The organism is Paraglaciecola sp. (assembly GCF_051252315.1).
Classification (GTDB): domain Bacteria; phylum Pseudomonadota; class Gammaproteobacteria; order Enterobacterales; family Alteromonadaceae; genus Paraglaciecola.
The window spans coordinates 1-21,001 of the sequence record NZ_JBPOFP010000063.1 but is presented as its reverse complement, the minus strand read 5'-3'; the positions used below and the strand labels follow the sequence as shown (position 1 = coordinate 21,001).

The window sequence follows — 21,001 nt, the reverse complement described above, 5'->3', positions numbered from 1 at the left end:
CTTTCGTGAGGATTTAACCTCTGATAATACCCATACTTGATGTAAATCAGTATGGGTATTTTATTATGAATATAAGAAACATTTCTTTTGCGCTAATTACCGTTTCGTTTATTAGCGCTTGTGGCGGTGGTGGTTCTACTACTCCCCCAATTACGCAGAACCCTCAAACTACACCAGAACCTTCTCCCGAGCCAACACCTGAACCTGAAGTATTAACAGGTATTTTTATTGACTCTGCCGTGCAGGGATTAAATTATTCTACACAGACACAATCAGGAACTACCGACGAAGAAGGCACATTTTCTTATATTCAAGGTGAAAAGGTTAGGTTTTCTATTGGTGATGTTTCTTTTCCAGAAACCAATGCTAAGGCCACTTTGAGCCCGCTAGATGTATTTGGCGTAACGGACGTAGCGGATTTACGCGTTATCAATATGGCGCGTTTATTACAAACATTGGATTCTGATGGTGTAGCAGGAAATGGTATCACTATTACTGATGACGCCCATAATCAAGCAACCGGTGTCAGTGTTGACTTTGCTTCTGCAGACTTTGACTCACAAGTGATGGATATAGTGGCTAATTCAGGGGCTGTTTATACCAGTTTAATCAACGCTCAAAGTGCAACTGAGCATTTAAACCTTACTCTTGGCAATATGCAAAATACACGTTCTTGTGATGTTGAAACCAACAAAATTGGGTACACAGGGACGTTTTCTAATTTTGCACATGATGTTTCTGGAATGGCCAAGGTGATTGATGGGTGTACCATTGAAATAACTATGTTCAACTTTGACGGGCAGGCGCCTAACGTTCGGTTTTATTCAGGAAATAATTTAAATTTTAGCGGAGATAAAGCGTTGGCCCTTAGTGACAGAATAGACGGTAGAGCTTATAAAGATGAAACAATTGTGCTGCGTTTACCTAACACTTTGTCTATGGATGACTTTGATAGTATTAGTGTTTGGTGTGTAGAGTTTACCGTTGATTTTGGCAGCCTAGTTTTAGCCGCACCTTAATTTTTATTACGTGATCCAACTTTGGATAAAAAAGCCCCATTTCTATTCAGAAACGGGGCTTTTTAAAATAGTCATTTGAAATTATTTAATTTCGAGTAATTCTACTTCAAATACTAGAACAGCATCTGGACCAATTGTAGGGCCGCTGCCTCTTTTACCGTAAGCAATATCAGAAGGGATCGTTAGCTCAAATTTGTCGCCAACTTGCATCAACTGTAGTGCCTCAGTCCAGCCAGGAATCACATTGGTTGGAAGTGTTTCAAATGGTTGGCCACGTTTAACAGAGCTGTCAAACACAGTTCCGTCAATTAATGAACCTGTATAATGAACCACTACGGTTGACTCGGCCGTAGCAGATTCTTTACCTTCACCTGCAACTAATTCTTTATACTGTAAGCCACTTTCAGTGACTACAACGCCTTCTTTTTTAGCATTGGCTTCTAGGTAGGCTTTACCTTCAGCAATGTTTTTAGCGCTTGTTTCAGCTTGAGCTGCTTGTTGTTTAGCTTGTGCTGCTTGTTGCATAGTTTGGATGGCAGTTTGAATTTCTTCTTGAGTTAAACGAGAATCTGTTCCCGCTTTTACATCGTCAATCGCCATTTTGAATGCGTTAATATCTAAACTAATGTCGTCACGTTTAAATTGACCGGCAAGGTTAGTTCCTACGATATAACTTAGCTTTTGTTCTAAAGATGCTAATGCTGGATCGGCCTTAGTTTCTGTAGCCGTTTCAGTCGTTTCGGCTGTCGCCTCAGTTGCTTTGTCTGTGTTAGCGTCAGTTGTTGCTTTTTCACCGCCGCAAGCAGCAAGAAATAAAGAAGATGCCGTTAAAAGGGCAATTGATTTTAATTTCATTGGTTTTCCTAAAATTTCCGAGGAAGGTTTATCGGTATATCTAAATTGGCTAAAGGTTAAGCTTGGTAAAGATAAGATTAAATAACATTAGAGATACAATGTGGTTACAAGTGTCAATATTCAAGTGTTAATTGTGAGATATAAACAAAAAAGCCCTGTTAATTTTCATTAACAGGGCTTTTTAATAAAATCTTCTTTTAACTAAAAGGTTTTATTTTTTAGCAGCGTTACGCTCTTTAACTTCTGCAATAACTTTCTCAGATACAGCATTTGGACATGGGCTGTAATGTGAGAATTCCATTGAGAATTGACCACGACCTGAAGTCATAGTACGTAGGCTTCCGATATAACCAAACATTTCTGAAAGTGGAACGTCAGCTTTAACACGAACACCTGTTGCGCCCGCTTCTTGATCTTTGATCATGCCGCGACGACGGTTCAAGTCACCAATAACGTCACCTACGTGATCGTCTGGCGTAAATACGTCAACTTTCATGATAGGTTCAATTAACTGAGGACCAGCCTTAGGAATTGATTGACGGAAAGCACCTTTAGCGGCGATTTCAAATGCAACAGCAGATGAATCAACTGCGTGGAATCCACCGTCGAATAATTCAACTTCAACGTCTAATACTGGGAAGCCAGCTAGAACACCTGTATCCATCATGCCTTTAAAGCCTTTCTCGATAGCAGGGAAGAATTCTTTAGGTACGTTACCACCAACAACTGTTGATTTGAACGTGAAGCCAGTATTTGCTTCGCCTGGTTTGATACGGTAGTCGATTTTACCAAACTGACCAGAACCACCAGATTGTTTCTTATGAGTATAAGAATCTTCAACTTCTTGCGTGATAGTTTCACGGTAAGCAACTTGAGGTTGACCTACTTCTAATTCAACGCCGTAAGTACGCTTCAAGATATCTACTTTGATATCTAGGTGAAGTTCACCCATTCCAGAAAGAATAGTTTCACCAGAATCTTCATCTGTCTCAACGCGGAAAGTTGGATCTTCAGCAACCATCTTACCGATAGCAATACCCATTTTTTCAGTTGAGCCTTTATCTTTAGGCTTAACAGAGATAGAGATTACTGGCTCTGGGAATACCATAGCTTCTAGGATGATTGGATCTTTAGGATCACATAAAGTGTGACCTGTTTGAACATTACTCTTCATACCTACGATCGCGATGATGTCGCCCGCTTGCGCGCTGCTTAATTCATTACGGTCATCAGCTTGCATTTCACACATACGACCAATACGCTCAGTTTTACCTGTAGCAGCATTTAAAATCGTGTCGCCTTTCTTCAATGTACCAGAGTAGATACGAACGAAGGTTAATGCACCGAATCTGTCATCAGTAATTTTAAAGGCTAATGCTTTGAATGTTTCGTCTGCAGAAACAAGTGCATGTTTACCAGTAGGTTCACCTTCTTCATCTGTAAGAGGTTGAGGGTCAACTTCTGTAGGTGAAGGTAAGTAATCAACAACAGCGTCAAGAATAAGTTGAACACCTTTGTTTTTGAATGCAGAACCACAGTAAGTTGGGAAGAAGTCCATAGTACGTGTACCTTTACGGATACAACGTTTGATGTCTTCAATTGAAGGCTCTTCACCTTCCATGTAAGCCATCATTAGGTCATCGTCTTGCTCAACAGCAGTTTCGATTAACTGTTCACGGTACTCTTCAACTTTATCAACCATGTCCGCAGGAACATCTTCGATTTTGTAGTTTTCTGGAAGACCAGTATCATCCCACACCCATGCTTTGCGTGTAAGAAGGTCAACAACACCTACAAACTCGTCTTCTATACCGATTGGTAACACCATTACTAATGGGTTAGCCGCTAGTACGTCTTTAGTTTGTTGAACAACACGGTAAAAATCAGCACCCATACGGTCTAATTTGTTTACGAAGATAATACGTGCAACTTCTGAGTCATTCGCATAACGCCAGTTAGTTTCTGATTGAGGTTCAACACCACCAGATCCGCAGAATACACCAACACCGCCGTCTAACACTTTAAGAGAACGATATACTTCAACTGTGAAGTCAACGTGCCCAGGAGTGTCGATTACGTTAAATCTGTGGTCGTCCCAAAAACAAGTTACGGCAGCAGATTGAATAGTAATTCCGCGCTCAGCTTCTTGTTCCATGAAATCGGTAGTAGATTCGCCGTCATGTACTTCACCAGTTTTATGGATCTGGCCAGTTAATTTTAGGATTCTTTCTGTGGTAGTAGTTTTACCCGCGTCTACGTGGGCAAAAATACCAATATTTCTGTATTTAGATAAATCAGTCATTCGGTTCAACTTCAGTGTGAGTAAAAATTGCGCGGGATTATACAAGAAAAATCGACTCGATGCCGACTTTCTTTTACATTAAAAATCAATAATTTATTAAATTTGCCAAAAATAGCGTAATTAAAGGGCTTTGAAGCACCCAATAAAGTTCGATTATTTTTATGCCATTGGCATGACTCGATTGCGGCCTAAGTTTTTGGCTTTATATAATTGTTTATCTGCTTCTTCAATTAAAGCCAAAGGATTCATTCCTTTGTGTAATTCTGCCACCCCCATGGATGCAGAAATGTCGCCAAGGATCTCACCGCTACGTTTATCTTTTACGCCTATTTTTTCAATCGCTTTACGCATGGTTTCAGCGATGCTTCTGGCTGTAGCAAATTTAGAGTTAGGCACTATGATTGCAAACTCTTCGCCACCAAATCGAAATGCCTGAGCGCCATCTCTGCATGTAGACTGAAGTTTTTTGGCCGTAGCCTTAAGCACCAAATCCCCCATGACATGGCCATATTCATCGTTAATTTTTTTGAAATAATCTAAATCAACAATGATCAAACATAAACCAGGTTGCAGAGATTGTGTGGCTAATTCTTCATCAAAATATCGTCTATTACATAACCCTGTTAATGCGTCGTAGAGCGCATCTTGTTGACTTTTTTCTAGTTGGCCTCGCAACGCCTCTATTTCTTTATGTGCGTCACTCAATGCAGAGTTAAAGCTAATAGCGCTGCGCCGAATGTTTTGGGTATCTTTGACTAGGTTTCGTACTAAAGCCATGACTTCTTCTATAGATAACCCTTCTTTTTCTACTTTAGCTAGGTCATCTACACAATTGTCCATCGTCTGTTTAAATGTGCTGGTGTCGGAACGTGTATCCTGTAAAGACTGAGATAGCTGGATTAACATGGCTTCTACAGACTGTCGTAATTCCCAGGCTGAAACTTCTTCTTTTTCTGCCAGATAACTGCGGTATAACTCTTTAGATTTTATTTCGGAAACTTGCACTTTGTTTTCGATTAAGTTGTCTACTGCGCTGGTTAATTCCGGCGATTCATTTGACACATAGGTATACCAAAGCGCGTAGTTTGTCGGTACAGCAGAGACTTTATGTTTGAGTAATAAAGGTATCGTTTGTTTCAGCGTCGCAAATGAAGCTTCGATATTGTTATCTGCCATATCCATTCTCTATTTTGTTGATGTGCTTATTTTAGTGTACACAATAAAATTACTTATAGTCGATTTCAAATTCTATATATTTGTATAGATTGTGTAAGCCTAATTGTAATTTGTGGTTAGCAATTCTAATATGTTCTTTGCTAAGGGTAATTTAAATCTATTGAAGCTAAACTAAGGATAAATAATGAAAAAAATGTTAGTTGTAAGTATAGCCTTGTTATTTTCTATGGCCGTAAATGCTGCGCCAGCTAAATCAGAAAAACAAGCTAAACAGTCGGTTGAATTAAGACAGTCTATTTTTAAACTGGTAAAAAGTAATGTAGGTGTTTTGGGAGCAATGAATAAAGGAAGAGTACCTTTAAACCCTGAAATATTACAAAAAAATGGTGAACGTTTAGAGCAACTATCACTTATGATTGAAGACTATTTTGCCACTGATACCTCTGGATTTGATGTAGATACAGGTGCATTAAATAAAATTTGGAAAGAGCAGGCAGACTTTAATAGTAAAGCCGCTGATCTCACTAAGGCCGCAGTTGCGTTACAAGCAGCTGCAAAAAGTGGTGATGAAGGAAAATACAAAAGTGCTATAGGTGGTGTGTTTAAAACCTGTAAAGGTTGTCACGATAGTTACAAAGCTGATTAATCAACAGATAGATAAACGAAGGCTGCATGAATGCAGCCTTTTTTGTGTCCGTTTTTTGAATTGAAGCGGTTAATAATAGAAATCGTCTTCTGGAATGGGAGGGGCAACCTCCACTAACCAATACATAAATATAGCCACTATTATCATGAGAATTACTGCTTTTAATAGTTGCGAGTGACCAATGGAGTGTTCTGCAGAGACTGGTTTTTTACCGTGTAACATTGGCCGAATCAAGTTATGTTTAAGGGAAAATCGATACCAAAGTACCACGGCTATATGTACCGCTATGAAAATCCAAAGAAAACTAAATGTTTGGTGATGTAACCATTGAAACGTGCCCTGCAGTGCGTCACTAATAGTGTGATAATAAGGACCCGAGTGTACAATTTCGTTGGTAGAAAATAAGCCTGTTACGCCCTGGATAGCCACTAAAATGAGTACCAGTGGCAGCATTAAACCGCCAACTGGATTATGTCCCACTGGTGGGGTGTATTTGTCGCTTTTTATGGATTTCAAATAACTTAACATGGCTTTAGGGCCTGCAAGGAAACTATTAAATCTTGCGTATTTAGGGCCTATAAATCCCCATATTAAACGAAAGATAATTAGGCCTAAGATGAAGTATCCAAGATAAAAATGAAAATCCATTGCATCTTCAATAACTTCAGCGGTAAACCACTGCACTACTAAGCAAACTGCTAATATCCAGTGAAACAAACGAAGGGGAAGATCCCAGACCAGTCTTTGTTGCATTTTTGTATATCTATTAAGTATCAGTGGTTGAATAGTATAAGGTACACTATTGGCAAGTAAATAAATTGCGTAAATTAAAAGGGCAGAGTTTGTGTTAATTGAATCTGAGTCGGTATTGAAGTTTATATTTATGCCGCTTATTTCGGCTCAGTTATTGCTGGTGGTATTGGTCTACTTTTATTTAGTACGTAAGCATATTTCTGATTATTACAAATGGTACTTTTGTTTTATTAGCACGGTAATTTTCTTCTTGTTAGGGCGTTCTACTGAATTCTTTTTTGATGCATATTGGGCTAACTTAGTGCTTTATGCGCGGGTCAGCTTATTGTTTGCCTTAGGCATTCCTTGTTTAGTTGTAGCCAGCGCTATTTATACTGGTACCAAAAAAACTCCTTTCGTTTATGGTATGCCCTTTGTTTTGGGGATCCTATTTGCTTGCTTATATGTGCTGTTAGCAGACTGCCAAAGGCAGTTATTACTATCTGCAAGTGGTGCAGAATATATCCTAGTGTTAGCCGATGGTTTGAAACATCAAACAGTCCAGTTGACGGCTATCATAGTCTTGCTGGTATTACCTTCCTGCTATTTTTTGATCAAAGCCTTTATTGATGGCAAAAATATAAAAGATTTCACCGTTATTTTGGGTGGGCTATTGTTTGGGTTGTTGTTCGCCATTGGCAGTAAGTGGGGGGAAGTGCATTGGATATACTATGTTGGTTCATTTATTCCAGCATTATGCTGGGCTTGGGTTGTTTTTAAAGATGTTCACGATATGCAAAGTAAGGTGAATTTAGTTAAAGACGAACTCTATTCTAGAGCGCGTTCTGGGGATAAACTTAATAATGCTGATGTGGATTCACTGCTATCAGAAATTGAATATTTATCTTCAAATAACCTCACAGTATACAAATTACGCTTGCGCGAAGTGTTAACTCGCTTAACCGATAACACTATCGAAGCAGGTGGAGACACAGAAAACATTCTGCAACGATATTCAGCCCAAGACAAAGCTATAGAAGCGATTAAAGATGTTGAACAATTGCGTCAAGTAGCCCGGGATGAAGTGGTCGAACTTTCGAGTATGTTATCCGATATTCCCAAACAACGGATAGAGAGAGTTAAACAACATATTGCCACTCATTATCAACAAGATATCGACATTAATCAGCTAGCCGAACAGGTGAATGTGAGTCGTTCTTATCTGATGCGAGAGTTTAAAAAGCTTACTGGGAAAACTGTTAATCAGTACCTGACTGAATATCGAATAGAGCTAGCCAAACAATTGTTAATTACTGAGTCTGTTACCGATACCGCTTTTGCTGTTGGCTTTAATAATTCTAATTATTTCAGCACAGTGTTTAAAAAAATAACCGGTAAATCCCCTGTTCAGTTCCAACAAGTTAACGATTAGTAACTTATAGTTTTACGCTAACCTATTGATTATATTGGTGTTCACTATTTTATAGGTGAGCTGGTAGACTATTTTGAAGGTATGAATTTACCTTTCTATATATAAAACATCTATTAAAATAATTAAGCCATATTTGAAAAGGCAGATAGATGTATGAAGGGTGATTTTTCTTATAAGTTTATTTTTAGCTTAGTTTTACTAACATTGTGTTTTCTATTTAATGTTCAAACCTATGCTCATTCAGAGCATGATTATCAGTATCAACAAAACTGGTTAACACCCCCAAAAGGCTTAGAGTTTATTGGCAACTCTCATGGTGGCATTGCAGTTGATGCTAGCGGTGAAATATACGTGAGTGTGATGGGCGAAAAAGGCGGCATTCAAGTTTACAACGCCAAAGGTGATTACCAGAGAAATGTATCCAATGCGCCAGATGATATTCATGGTTTTGTAATAAAAAGCGATGATTCTGGTCAAGAGTTTATTTATGGTGCTGAAATGAACGGTAAGCGCATTTTTAAACTCACTTTAGATGGCAAACGAGTTTTAGATATAGACGCGTTAAAGGTCATCCCGAACCAGTATCACAAGCCTCAAGTTAAGAACAACAAAGGCTGGATCCCAGCTCCAATTAGATTAACCTCGGTTGATATCGACACTCAGGGTAATTTATATGTAGTGGATGGTTATGGTTTAGATTACATTCATAAATTCTCAGCGAAGGGCGATTATCTAGAGACCTTTGGTGGACAAAACTCTCCGTGGAATTTTAGAAATTGTCATAAAATTTATATCGACCCGCGTTACCAACCCAATCGACTCCTGTGTAACGACCGTGCTAATCATCGTCTTGTACATTTAAAGCTTAATGGTGAGTTAATTGGCACCTATGCAAAAGACTTAAAACGTCCAAGTGCGGCAGATTTTTATCACGATTATGTGGCTATTGCCGAAATATCCGGTCGCGTGACTATATTAGATAAAGCCGGCAAGGTACTTAAACATATAGGTACCAATGAGGATAAAACTGAAACCGACAAAAACAAAACCCCACCAGAAAAATGGCGTAATGGTGTGTTTACCTCTCCTCATGGTATTAGTTTTGATGCTAGTGGTAATTTGTATATCACTGAATATAACAAATGGGGCCGAGTGTTACGCTTTGATGCCGTATTAGATCACTAGGTGGTGCAGAGTCAGTTTATGAGGCAGTTAATACATCCGCGAAGTTTATTGTTTATAGGGATAATGCTCTTTTGCACAGGTTGCAGTGATTTCTCTATGACACAACCTACAGAGCCCAAAATTTCATTCAATCGTGATATTCGCCCTATCTTGAATGAAAACTGCACCGGGTGTCATGGTGGCGTTGGCAAACAATCAGGTGTGTCATTTATCTTTCGAGAAGAAGCTTTAGGTAGAGGGCATTCTGGACGTTTGACAGTGGTGCCTGGCAATCCTGACGCATCTGGATTAATTGAACGGATAGAGTCAAAGGATCCGGCTATTCGAATGCCCTACAAAGCCCCACCATTAAAACCTGAACAAATTGCTTTGTTGAGACAATGGATTAAAGAGGGGGCGCATTGGCAAGAACATTGGGCTTATCAGGCTCCGAAAAAGCCAGCGTTGCCGACAGTAAAGACAATGGAAAAGATCAATAACCCCATTGATTTATTTGTTCAGGCCAAATTAGTCGAGAAAAAGCTAGCCGAGAAAAAGCTAGCCGAGAAAAACCTACAGCCAGCAGATATAACAAATAAAGCAGGTTTATTACGCAGAGCTTCTCTTGATTTGATTGGTCTACCTCCAACTTTAGATGAATTAAATCATTTTTTAGCAGATGAAAGTGAACAAGCCTATCAAAAACAAATTGATCGATTATTGGCTTCCCAACATTTTGGTGAACGTTGGGCCAGCGTTTGGCTCGACTTGGCCCGTTATGCCGATACTAAAGGTTATACTTGGGATAAGTATCGAGAGACTTGGCCTTATCGAGATTGGGTGATCAATGCCTTTAACCAGAACAAGTCATATAAAGACTTCGTGATAGAACAACTTGCCGGAGATCTTTTACCTGAGCGTACCGTGGATAATATGATTGCAACCGCTTTTCATCGCCAGACCACTTCTAACGATGAAGGGGGGACTGATGACGAAGAGTTTCGCGTGGTGTCTATTGTGGATCGCGTTTCTACCACATGGTCAGTGTTAAACGGTGTGACTATGAACTGTGTGCAGTGCCATTCTCACCCTTATGATCCTATTCAACATGATGAATTTTACAAATTTTACAGCTTCTTAAATACCACTAGAGATGCGGATAAATTTGATGACGCCCCTCATCTGAAGTACGCCAAGGATCCTCAAAAGCGTAGTCAGGCTTTTGAACTTCAAGAGCAACTTATTGAGATTCAACACCAACTTGCAAAGCAAGCACAGGAAACCAATCAAACACTTAACTGGAATAAGCTAAAACTAATATCTGGTGAAATTGATGAGTTAACAGTGGTGACGCAACGTCGAGATAATTTTCAACAAAAAATAGATAAAGGTGACGAAAAACAAAAGTGGAAGATTAAACAATGGCAACAAAAGGTCGACAGTTATAATCAAGACATTGCCCGTTTAACCGGCCAAGCAAACATTAGTTTAGGTTTAAAAGACGGTGAAGTTTATGAGACTAGTGAGGGTTTAGCTGCACAGGCAATTTACAAGTTAAAGCTGGCTTTGGATGATGAAAATCAACAGCAGAGTGTTTCAGCCATACAATTTTTAGTCGCTGGGCTTAACCCTAGTTCTACTTCCCATACGCCAGAAGCAGGCTATAAGGTGGATAAAGTAGAGGTGTGGCACGTTGATGCTGGTGGAAGTGAACACAAAGTACAATTTGCCGGTATGGTGGTCGGCAATACCGAAGTGTTAGACGGGCAAATTGGTAAATTGGCAAACCTACATCGCAATAGAATAAAGCAGGGCAGGGCAGCGACCGAACCTTTAGTAAAAGACGATAAGATGGGATCGGCAATAGCATTGTCGGCGGCACATTTATTTAACCCCAGATGGTCAGTGGCCGTGTTGGCTGAACCTCTTGTGTTAAAACCCGGCGAGTCATTACGAGTAGACGTGCACCGTTTAGATGCCAAAGTTCGCCATTTGAAAATATCGGCCTCTGACAGTGCTGCTTGGCGCACACTGATTAATGATTCAAGCCGCTTAGAAAATATTCAGGCTTTTGCACAGCTTAAGTCTGAACTAAACGAAATCACCAAAATTGATGTGCCTGTGATGTATCAGCAAGACAGCTGGGATCAAAGAGGCACCGCATTATTTGGCCGAGGTAACTTTTTAGCTAAAGAAGGACCGTTATTGACGCCGGATACTCCAAAATTATTTCCTGAATTTGGTGTAAACACCCCAAAAACCAGACTGGCCATGGCGAAGTGGTTTTTTAAACCTGAGCAACCTTTGACCGCACGAGTAGCCGTGAATCGATTTTGGCATACGCTGTTTGGTCGAGGCATAGTAGAAACCTTGGAAGACTTTGGCAGCATAGGCCAAAAACCCTCTCATCCTGAGTTATTGGACTGGCTGGCATTGACCTTCCAGAATGATTTGAAATGGGATGTGAAGGCTCTGATTCGTTTGATGGTAACCAGCCATACCTACCAGCAGCAAAGCCAAATTTCAAAATCTGTGCAACAGCAAGATCCCAATAATGTTTGGTTAGCTCGTGGTCCTATGCAACGTTTAAGCGCTGAAATGGTCCGAGATCAAGCCTTACTCGCCAGTGATTTGTTGAGCACTAAAATTGGCGGGGTGCCTGTTATGCCACCGCAACCTGATAATATTTGGGGGCGTAAAGGGATCAAAATAAAAGATTGGAAAAATGCAGAGGGTGCAGACAAGTATCGCCGAGCTGTGTACACATTTATTAAACGTCAATACGCCTATCCCAGTTTTGAAACTTTTGACATGGAATCTCGTGAATTAAGTCACGCTAGGCGTATACCCACCAATACACCGTTGCAGGCTTTGGTCACTTTGAATGATCCTGTGTACCACGAAGCAGCACAAGCTTTGGCTGATATCATGTTGCAGGACTTGCAACGGCATGGCGAGAAAGCAAAAGCTATTCAGGTGGGATTTCGAAGGGTATTAACTCGCGAACCAAAACAGTCAGAACTTGAAGTGATTCAGCAGGCTTTAACTGCAGCCTATCAAGATGTCGGTGATCAAGAACATAAAGGTGCGTGGACGGCGGTTGCGTCTATTTTATTTAACCTTGATAGTGCGTTAACTAGGTAATTGGTGAGGTAACGATGAAGTCTTTTTTTAATAATCAATATGCAAGCCAAGCCGAGATAGAGGCCCTACAAATAGAAACCTTAAGGGCAAAAAGTCGTCGTGAGTTTATCAGGGGCAGCGGTGCCATGTTAGGTGGGACGTTTTTATCTTCTATGCTTGGAAATCAAGCACTCGCCAGTGGAGATAATCCTTTTGATTATTCGCGGCCGTTAGGTAGACCACTTGCGCCGTTGCCACCACCGTTTCCGGCCAAAGCTAAACGAGTGATATACATGCACATGGCTGGAGCACCTAGTCAATTAGAGATGTTTGACTATAAACCTGAATTGCAAAAATACGATGGTCAGTTGTGCCCTGAGTCATTTTTAAAAGGAAAACGTTTTGCGTTTATTTCGGGGGTGCCAAAATTATTAGGCCCACAGTTTCCTTTTAAGCAGCATGGAGAAAGCGGTGCTTGGGTGTCTGATCGTTTACCTCATCTGGCTAAACATGTGGATGATCTGTGTTTCATTAAATCTATGCATACTGATCAGTTTAATCATGCTCCGGCGCAAATATTGGCCTTAACTGGTGATGCCAGACCAGGTCAGCCATCACTAGGAGCTTGGACCACTTATGGTTTGGGGACTATGAATCAAAACCTACCTGGTTTTGTATCTTTGATTTCAGGCTCTCGTTCACCAGATGGAGGAAAGCCTCTCTGGGGTTCGGGGTATTTGCCCAGTGCCTATCAGGGCGTAAAGTGTCGTTCTCAGGGGGACCCCGTTTTATATCTAAGTAATCCTGAAGGGGTTAGTCGTCCATTGCGCCGTCATGTGTTAGACGCACTGGCAAAACTGAACCAACAAAACTATCAGGACATGGGCAATCCCGAAACCTTAACCCGCATTGCCCAGTATGAAATGGCCTATCGGATGCAAGTGGAAGCATCTGATGCCTTTGATATCACCCAAGAAAAACAATCTACGTTGGACAATTACGGGGCAGAAGTGGGTAAAAAAAGCTTTGCTAATAATGCACTTGTGGCCAGACGTCTAGCGGAGTCTGGAGTTAGGTTTATTCAACTCTTTGATTGGGATTGGGATGGGCATGGTACGAATGACATGGAAAACGTCAGTCATGGTTTGGCTAAAAAGTGTGGCCATATCGACAAACCTATCGCTGCATTATTGTCGGATTTAAAAGAACGAGGCATGTTAGACGATACCTTAGTGATTTGGGGAGGAGAGTTTGGTCGTACGCCCATGCAAGAAAACAGAGGAGGGCAAGATAATATCTTACCTGGAAGGGATCATCATCCTAATGCTTATACCATGTGGTTAGCGGGTGGCGGCGTAAAAGGTGGTTACACCCACGGAGAAACGGACGAAATGGGTTATGAGATTGAGCGAGACCCAGTTAGCGTGCACGATTTGCATGCCACCATTTTATATTTACTTGGTTTTAACCATGAAAGTTTCACCTTCCCTTATCAGGGCTTAAACCAACGTTTAACTGGTGTGCATACTGCGAATATCGTGTCGCAAATTTTGGCTTAGCTTGTTCTTGGATGGGAAAATATAAGTGTTAAAAAATAATGCAATTTCGGTTAGGCAGTATTTTAGTGTGGTGGGGTTATTAAGCTTAATCTGCATTAGTACTTTGATTTGGCAAGACGCTCAAAGTAAACAGTTTATAAAAGAGTTGGCAGGAATTGCCCAACCTTTAAAGGCCGTTGAAGACTCTTTTTACCAAGATCGAGTGGCGGTGATTTTTGATAAGTATTGTGTGGCTTGTCATGGTGAGAATAAGGCCAAAGGCCACTTAAGAATGGACAGTTTTAGGCATACAGTATTCGGTGGAAAAAGTGGAGATATGTTATCTGGAGGAGACAATAGCTTGTTAATCCAACGCATGTCGTTACCTGACGAAGCGCGTTTAGCGATGCCACCATATGGACGAGATAGACAAACAAGCGATGAAATGAAAGTGATTCAAATGTGGTTGTCAAAAGGCGCGTCAGGCACATTGCCTGAGCAGGCATTTCCTGATGCACCTTCTAAACCCAAAGTTATCGAATTTGTCGAGGTGGACAAACAAGAGATTAAAAATGCCAGGTCTCCTTTGGCTCAACATGTTCATCAATTACAAAAACATTACCCTTATACTTTGGCTTATGTGGCTCGAACATCGGCTTTTTTATCCCTAGAAACCAATTTTTTAACTAAATTCACTGATCAAGATTTAGTGGCATTTGAAGTGGTTGCCGACAAGCTGGTACAGCTAGATTTATCTAATAGTCAGATTACTGGTAAAGCAATAGACAGTGTGTTGAAAATGAAAAACGTTCAACAATTAGTGCTCACAAATACTCGGTTAAGTGCTGAAAGCCTCGGGCGATTAACCCAGTTAACTGAACTACAAAGGTTGGTTGTGTCAGATATACCGGGTATTGAAAGTCTGCTGAATGATTTACAGCAGTTAGGCACTAAGGTCGTTAAAGTAAAACAAGGGCACCAGAAAAATGGATAAAATTAAAGTATGGGATAGCCCGACTCGATTATTTCACTGGGCCTTAGTGATATGTATTTTAGGGGCATGGCTAACAATAGAAAATGGCTGGATCGAAGCGCACAAATATTTTGGCTTAAGTTTACTTTTATTGGTGATATTTAGGTTGTGCTGGGGTGTTGTCGGTTCTACTACTGCTAGGTTTAGTCATTTTTTAACCGCGCCGAATAAAGCGTTTAAGTATTTAGTGGCTTCGTTACACTCAAGTTCAGAACATCATACTGGACACAATCCTGCTGGTGGCTGGATGGTTATCTTAATGTTGGCATTGCTGATTTTTCAAAGTGTCAGTGGTTTATTTAGTAACAATGATTTAGGCTTTACTGGGCCTTTAGCAGATAATATCTCTAAGCAGTGGTCGGATATATTAACTCAGTGGCATGCCCTCAGTTTTAATTTTATTGTGGTGGCGGTGTGGCTGCATTTAGTGGCGATATTTTTCTATGTGTTGGTGAAAAAACAAAATTTAGTCAAGGCCATGTTTTCAGGTTGTAAGCCTAAAAACCAGACTAAAGCAGAGCGAAATTTAACGTTTGTTCACCCTATTAAGGCCTTTATTTTACTATTACTCATAGGCTGCGTTGTCTATTGGTATTTGGTTTAGTTTCAACTGAATTTTGGTGACTCTTCTTATCCCGAGTTCAGGTTAATTATCAGTGACCACCGCCACTAATAATTTGTACTTGAGCAATATCTGTATCACCTTTTAATACCTTGAGAATTCCATCTTGGGTTAAGGTGCGCATGCCGTCACTCATGGCTTGATCTTTCATGGCATGCACGGAAGCTTCTTTGTATACCAAACTACGTAATTCATTGGTCATGGCGAGTAATTCGTGGACACCTGTTCGACCTCTATAACCTGTATCTCCACATTCTTCACACCCTTTCCCTCTTTGTAGCATAAGCGGTTCAGATAATTCGAGTTCGCCAATGTATTCTTCACCATATTGGCGTTTTATAAATGCGACATCTGATTCTGAAGCGGGATACTTTTCTTTGCAATTCCCACATAAGGTTCTGATTAAACGTTGAGCCAGAATACCGACACAGGCGTCAGAGAAGTTGACGGGGTCTAATCCCAAATCTAATAAACGGGTGATTGTTTCTGGTGCCGAGTTGGTGTGCAAAGTTGAAAACACTAAGTGCCCCGTTAATGACGCTTCGATACCGGCATGAGCGGTTTCTTTATCTCGCATTTCACCAATCAGGATAATGTCAGGATCGGCTCGTAAAAATGCTCTTAATGCATTGGCGAATGTAAAGCCAATCTTGGGGCTAACTTGTACTTGTTGTAAGCCCGGTTGAGTGATTTCCACTGGATCTTCTGCGGTCCAAATCTTTTTCTCTGGTGTATTTATGTGACCAAGTACAGCGTGCAATGTAGTGGTTTTACCAGACCCTGTTGGCCCCACTACTAACATAATTCCGTGGGGCTTTTGGATTAGATCTAATATTCTTTTATGGTTGTTAGGCGACAAGTTTAACTTACTCATGGGCATTGCTCCGCCAGCCGCGAGTATCCGCATGACAACCCCTTCACCTGCCACTGTGGGCAAGGTGGCGACACGCACTTCGATTAACTGCCCTGACATTCTAAAAGACAATTTGCCATCTTGAGGTACACGTTTTTCTGCAATGTTCAGGTTTGACATAATTTTGATACGCGCAATCACCGCATTGTGGTGTGAGGCCGGAACTTGCGTGATATCTCGACAAACACCGTCTATACGCATTCTTACACGTGTAGGCGCATTTTTTTCTGGATCCACGTGAATATCTGAGGCATTTAGACGTTTTGCATCGTGTAAAACTCGACTCACTAACCTAACAACTGCAGGCGCATCGTCAGACATCTCGTCACTTTGTTCATCAGTCTCTTCTGAACTAGTGCCAATTTCGTCAAGAATTTCATCCATAGCGCCAGGCGTACCACCACCACCTGAGGCTTCACCTAAATACTGTAAAATAGTATTCGGCAGGCTGACTGAAATTTCATAACTATCTATACCTAATGCACTTTCTATTTCCATTAATAAAGTAGCGTTATTAGGTTCTGCCATCAGTACGATTGGATTGTCTGCTACGTCAGAAATAACCGCGACTAAATTACGCTTAAGATAAGAAAGGTTTAACTTACTTTCACTTTGATAAAGGTGATACTTGTCTGGCAGATAAGCTAAAAAAGGAACTTGGTAATGTACCGATAGAGCCATGCCTAAGTCTTCATCTGGTACTCGGTATTCAGATGCTAAGCGTTGAACGAGCTGCTTATTGTCGTTACTTGATTCCTTTAATTTCTTTAATTGTGTGTCACTTACTAGATTGCGATGCACCAAATAATCAAATGGTTCACTCGTGCCGCCTAATTCATAACGGAACTTTTTACCAATAATGTCTGAGATTTGATTAACCAAATCTAAGTCTTCTGAAGAAAAGTCACCTTCCTTTTTATTAATGATCTGCATGACACCCATAAGAACACCAGAGTCCAGGATTGGCATACAAATGATGTTGCGAGTTTTGAAGGTAGAACTTTTGTCGAACTTGTCAGCAAAGTTTAAACGCTTGTGTATGTTAGCAAGTTCATCCTTATTATAAGGGTCATTAATAATAAGAGCAGTTTGACTAAGCGCAACGTATCCTGCTATCGACATGGGACTGATGGGGACTTTTATTTCTTTGGTTTCTTTACCCGTTTTAAAACGGGCTACCAAATCTTGATGTTGCCTGCGCCGCATAAAAATACTCATCCGCTCAGCACCGAGCCATTCTAAAATAAATGGCTCGAATTTATGGTACGCATCCATAAGTGAGGGATAAGTCGTGAGCAGTTGATTAATATGATCAAACTTGCTTTGATTGGCGCCGGAATCTGTCATGAATTCTTAATTTAAGGTACTATTTTATTTCTTTTATCAAACCTTACTATACCCGACACGCTGCTTACAGCAAATATCTAATTTTTATCAGTAAAATTAAGGGCTATTAACGGCTAGGATATGACAAGGTGGAAAGTTAACTTGGTATAAGTTGAGCCCCGCTTTTGTTAACTTCCAATAAACTCAAAGTTAGAAACAATGAACATTGTGTAAATAGTGAAAAAGTACTTGCCTAGCGTTTAGTATTCTGTATAATTCGCGCCCTCATCGTCTTAGCAGATGATGTTCGTTGGTTAGGATTAAAGTATAACTTTGCTTGCAGAGCACGTTAATCCAACAAATACCGACAGAAAAAAACAGGACCCCAATTGTGGGTTAATAGTTTACATGCATCCTCCTATCAATAGTTATTGATGGTGTGGATGATTTTTTTTGTTCTTTCGATTGGAGCTAAATCGATGCCAAATCAAAGAATTCGCATTCGTTTGAAAGCGTTTGATCACAAGTTGATTGATCAGTCTACGGCTGAAATCGTTGAAACTGCGAAGCGTACAGGTGCTCAGGTTAGCGGACCTATTCCACTACCTACACGTAAAGAGCGCTACACGATACTTACTTCACCGCATGTTAATAAAGATGCGCGTGACCAGTATGAGATTCGTACACACAAGCGTTTGGTAGATATCATTGAACCTACTGATAAAACAGTAGACGCGTTAATGAGATTGGACTTGGCTGCTGGTGTTGATGTTCAAATCAGCCTGGGCTAATAAAAGAGGGTTTTAACATGGCGATTGGTATTATCGGTCGTAAAGTAGGAATGACACGTATCTTCACTGAAGATGGTGTATCTATTCCTGTGACTGTTATTGAAGCCACCCCAAATCGTGTTACTCAGTTACGTACTGAAGAAACCGACGGGTATAAAGCGCTTCAAGTAACCGCTGGCGATAAAAAAGCTAACCGCGTAAATAAAGCTTCAGCAGGTCATTTTGCTAAAGCTGGCGTGGAAGCTGGTCGTGGTTTATGGGAGTTCCGCTTAGACGACAACGAAGGTGAAGGTATTGAAGTAGGCAGTGAAATCACTGTTGAAATCTTTAACGACACTAAATTAGTTGACGTTGTTGGAACTTCTAAAGGTAAAGGTTTCCAAGGTGCTATTAAGCGTCATAACTTTAGCCACCAACGTATGACACATGGTAACTCATTGTCGCACCGTGCACCTGGTTCGATTGGTCAAAACCAATCACCTGGTAAAGTTTTCAAAGGTAAGAAAATGGCCGGGCAAATGGGTAACAAGCGTGCAACAGTGCAGTCTTTAGACGTAGTACGAGTTGATGCTGAGAACAACCTTTTATTAATTAAAGGTACTGTTCCTGGTGCAGCTGGTGGCGACGTTATTATTAAGCCTGCTGTCAAAGCGTAACGTCTGAGGAGTTAAGTGATGGAATTAGTATTGAAAGACGCCAAAGGCGGTCTTGAAGTATCCGAAGCAACCTTTGGACGTGATTTTAACGAAGCACTAGTACATCAAGTAGTAGTAGCATTCGGTGCAGGAGCTCGTCAGGGTTCTCGCGCACAAAAAACACGCTCTGAAGTTCGCGGTGGTGGTGCCAAACCTTGGCGTCAAAAAGGAACAGGTCGTGCCCGTGCTGGTACAATCCGTAGTCCTATCTGGCGTTCTGGTGGTGTAACATTTGCTGCTAAGCCACAGGATCACAGCCAAAAAGTAAACAAGAAGATGTACCGTGGTGCTATTCAAAGCATCCTTTCAGAATTGGTACGTCAAGAACGTTTAGTTGTGGTTGAAAAATTTGAAGTTGAAGGTCCAAAAACTAAGGCTTTACAGTCTAAGTTAGCGGCACTTGAACTTAAAGATGTACTTATTGTGACATCAGAAGTAGACGAGAACTTGTTCTTATCTGCGCGTAACTTATACAAAGTTGACGTTCGTGATGTTCAGGGTATTGACCCAGTAAGTCTTATTGCATTCGAAAAAGTATTGATTACTGCTGATGCAGTTAAACAATTAGAGGAGTCGCTAGCATGATAAATGAAGAGCGTCTACTTAAGGTGTTATTAGCACCACATGTTTCTGAAAAAGCAACGCTTTCTGCTGAAAATAACAACACTGTTGTATTGAAAGTAGTGAAAGATGCGAACAAAGAAGAAATTAAAGCTGCAGTTGAAAAATTGTTTGAAGTTGAAGTTGATTCTGTTCGTACACTAAACGTGAAAGGTAAAACTAAGCGTCATGGTGCATCTTTCGGTAAGCGTAAAGACTGGAAAAAAGCTTACGTTGTGCTTAAAGAAGGTCAAGACATCGACTTTGCTGGCAGCGAAGGCTAAGAAGGGGATTAGATATGCCATTATTGAAAGCTAAGCCGACTTCAGCTGGTCGTCGTCACGTAGTTCAGGTTGTAAACCCTGACCTACACAAAGGCGCACCTTATGCTCCTTTGCTAGAAAAGAACAGCAAGTCTGGTGGTCGTAACAACAATGGTCGCATTACAGTGCGTCACATTGGTGGTGGCCATAAGCATCATTATCGCGTGATCGATTTTAAACGTAACAAAGACGGCATTCCTGCCAAAATTGAACGTTTAGAATATGATCCGAACCGTTCTGCTAACATCTGCTTGGTGTTATATGCAGATGGTGAGCGTCGTTATATTTTAGCGCCTAAAGGTGCTAAAGCAGGTGACGCAATCCAGTCTGGTTCTGATGCGCCTATTAAAGCAGGTAACACTTTACCAATGCGTAACATTCCAGTAGGTACTACGGTACACGCTATTGAAATGAAGCCTGGTAAAGGTGCACAAATTGCTCGTTCAGCGGGTGCTTACGCACAAATCCTAGCGCGTGCCGAAGGTTATGTAACACTTCGTCTACGTTCTGGTGAAGTACGTAAAGTATTGGCAGATTGTCGTGCCACCATTGGTGAAATCGGCAACGCAGAACACATGCTACGTTCACTTGGTAAAGCCGGTGCGAACAGATGGCGCGGTATCCGCCCAACTGTACGTGGTGTTGCCATGAACCCAGTAGATCACCCGCACGGTGGTGGTGAAGGTCGTACCTCTGGTGGCCGTCATCCAG

At 40.9% G+C, this 21,001-nt stretch carries 18 protein-coding genes; 13 read left to right on the top strand and 5 right to left on the bottom strand.

What is annotated here, in order from left to right; translation table 11 throughout:
- Positions 1–65: 65 nt before the first annotated feature.
- Positions 66–1,019: a DM13 domain-containing protein gene (locus ACSHXM_RS13265; protein ID WP_435689244.1), complete on the top strand. Its 954-nt coding sequence runs from the start codon at positions 66–68 to the stop codon at positions 1,017–1,019.
- Between the two features lie 81 nt (positions 1,020–1,100).
- On the opposite strand, the gene ACSHXM_RS13260 is transcribed toward ACSHXM_RS13265, so the two are convergent.
- The 3 genes from ACSHXM_RS13260 to ACSHXM_RS13250 all read right to left on the bottom strand — a co-directional run bounded on the left by ACSHXM_RS13260 (position 1,101) and on the right by ACSHXM_RS13250 (position 5,352).
- The gene (locus tag ACSHXM_RS13260; RefSeq protein ID WP_435689243.1) at positions 1,101–1,874 is read right to left on the bottom strand and encodes an FKBP-type peptidyl-prolyl cis-trans isomerase; all 774 of its coding nucleotides are present in this window, start codon (positions 1,872–1,874) and stop codon (positions 1,101–1,103) included.
- Positions 1,875–2,085: 211 nt separating this feature from the next.
- Positions 2,086–4,176: an elongation factor G gene (gene fusA, locus ACSHXM_RS13255; RefSeq protein WP_435689242.1), complete on the bottom strand. Its 2,091-nt coding sequence runs from the start codon at positions 4,174–4,176 to the stop codon at positions 2,086–2,088.
- A 159-nt stretch (positions 4,177–4,335) separates the two neighbouring features.
- Positions 4,336–5,352: a GGDEF domain-containing protein gene (locus tag ACSHXM_RS13250; protein ID WP_435689241.1), complete on the bottom strand. Its 1,017-nt coding sequence runs from the start codon at positions 5,350–5,352 to the stop codon at positions 4,336–4,338.
- 184 nt (positions 5,353–5,536) lie between these two features.
- On the opposite strand from ACSHXM_RS13250, the gene ACSHXM_RS13245 reads away from it, so the two are divergent.
- Positions 5,537–5,998, top strand: a complete 462-nt coding sequence (locus ACSHXM_RS13245; protein WP_435689240.1) for a c-type cytochrome — start codon at positions 5,537–5,539, stop codon at positions 5,996–5,998.
- A gap of 69 nt (positions 5,999–6,067) precedes the next feature.
- On the opposite strand, the gene ACSHXM_RS13240 is transcribed toward ACSHXM_RS13245, so the two are convergent.
- The gene (locus ACSHXM_RS13240) at positions 6,068–6,751 is read right to left on the bottom strand and encodes a cytochrome b/b6 domain-containing protein (RefSeq protein ID WP_435689239.1); all 684 of its coding nucleotides are present in this window, start codon (positions 6,749–6,751) and stop codon (positions 6,068–6,070) included.
- A gap of 91 nt (positions 6,752–6,842) precedes the next feature.
- Here ACSHXM_RS13240 and ACSHXM_RS13235 point away from each other — a divergent pair, with 91 nt between their 5' ends.
- The 6 genes from ACSHXM_RS13235 (at position 6,843) to ACSHXM_RS13210 (ending at position 15,624) form a co-directional block, all read left to right on the top strand.
- Positions 6,843–8,162 (top strand): helix-turn-helix transcriptional regulator, encoded by a 1,320-nt coding sequence (locus ACSHXM_RS13235; RefSeq protein WP_435689238.1) that lies wholly within the window; start codon positions 6,843–6,845, stop codon positions 8,160–8,162.
- 153 nt (positions 8,163–8,315) lie between these two features.
- Positions 8,316–9,347: a hypothetical protein gene (locus ACSHXM_RS13230; protein WP_435689237.1), complete on the top strand. Its 1,032-nt coding sequence runs from the start codon at positions 8,316–8,318 to the stop codon at positions 9,345–9,347.
- 96 nt (positions 9,348–9,443) lie between these two features.
- Positions 9,444–12,470, top strand: a complete 3,027-nt coding sequence (locus tag ACSHXM_RS13225) for a PSD1 and planctomycete cytochrome C domain-containing protein (protein ID WP_435689236.1) — start codon at positions 9,444–9,446, stop codon at positions 12,468–12,470.
- Between the two features lie 14 nt (positions 12,471–12,484).
- Positions 12,485–14,008 carry a DUF1501 domain-containing protein gene (locus tag ACSHXM_RS13220; RefSeq protein ID WP_435689235.1) on the top strand — a complete coding sequence of 508 codons (1,524 nt, stop codon included), beginning with the start codon at positions 12,485–12,487 and terminating at the stop codon, positions 14,006–14,008.
- A gap of 25 nt (positions 14,009–14,033) precedes the next feature.
- Positions 14,034–14,981, top strand: coding sequence for a c-type cytochrome domain-containing protein (locus ACSHXM_RS13215; protein WP_435689234.1), 948 nt, complete (start codon positions 14,034–14,036; stop codon positions 14,979–14,981).
- Positions 14,974–15,624, top strand: a complete 651-nt coding sequence (locus tag ACSHXM_RS13210; RefSeq protein ID WP_435689233.1) for a cytochrome b/b6 domain-containing protein — start codon at positions 14,974–14,976, stop codon at positions 15,622–15,624. The genes ACSHXM_RS13215 and ACSHXM_RS13210 overlap by 8 nt, the downstream gene beginning before the upstream one ends.
- Positions 15,625–15,673: 49 nt before the next feature.
- Here ACSHXM_RS13210 and ACSHXM_RS13205 read toward each other — a convergent pair whose 3' ends face one another.
- Positions 15,674–17,830, bottom strand: a complete 2,157-nt coding sequence (locus tag ACSHXM_RS13205; RefSeq protein ID WP_435689251.1) for an ATPase, T2SS/T4P/T4SS family — start codon at positions 17,828–17,830, stop codon at positions 15,674–15,676.
- 530 nt (positions 17,831–18,360) lie between these two features.
- Between ACSHXM_RS13205 and rpsJ the strand changes: the two genes are divergently transcribed.
- The 5 genes from rpsJ to rplB all read left to right on the top strand — a co-directional run.
- Positions 18,361–18,672 (top strand): 30S ribosomal protein S10, encoded by a 312-nt coding sequence (rpsJ, locus tag ACSHXM_RS13200; protein WP_006992667.1) that lies wholly within the window; start codon positions 18,361–18,363, stop codon positions 18,670–18,672.
- Between the two features lie 17 nt (positions 18,673–18,689).
- Entirely contained in the window at positions 18,690–19,328 is a 639-nt protein-coding gene (gene rplC / locus ACSHXM_RS13195) for a 50S ribosomal protein L3 (RefSeq protein ID WP_435689232.1), read from the top strand.
- An 18-nt stretch (positions 19,329–19,346) separates the two neighbouring features.
- Positions 19,347–19,952 (top strand): 50S ribosomal protein L4, encoded by a 606-nt coding sequence (gene rplD / locus ACSHXM_RS13190; RefSeq protein WP_235314573.1) that lies wholly within the window; start codon positions 19,347–19,349, stop codon positions 19,950–19,952.
- Positions 19,949–20,251, top strand: coding sequence for a 50S ribosomal protein L23 (gene rplW, locus ACSHXM_RS13185; protein ID WP_235314572.1), 303 nt, complete (start codon positions 19,949–19,951; stop codon positions 20,249–20,251). Before rplD ends, rplW begins: the two co-directional genes overlap by 4 nt.
- 14 nt (positions 20,252–20,265) lie before the next feature.
- On the top strand, positions 20,266–21,001 hold a 736-nt coding region (gene rplB / locus ACSHXM_RS13180; RefSeq protein WP_435689231.1), incomplete at its 3' end, for a 50S ribosomal protein L2.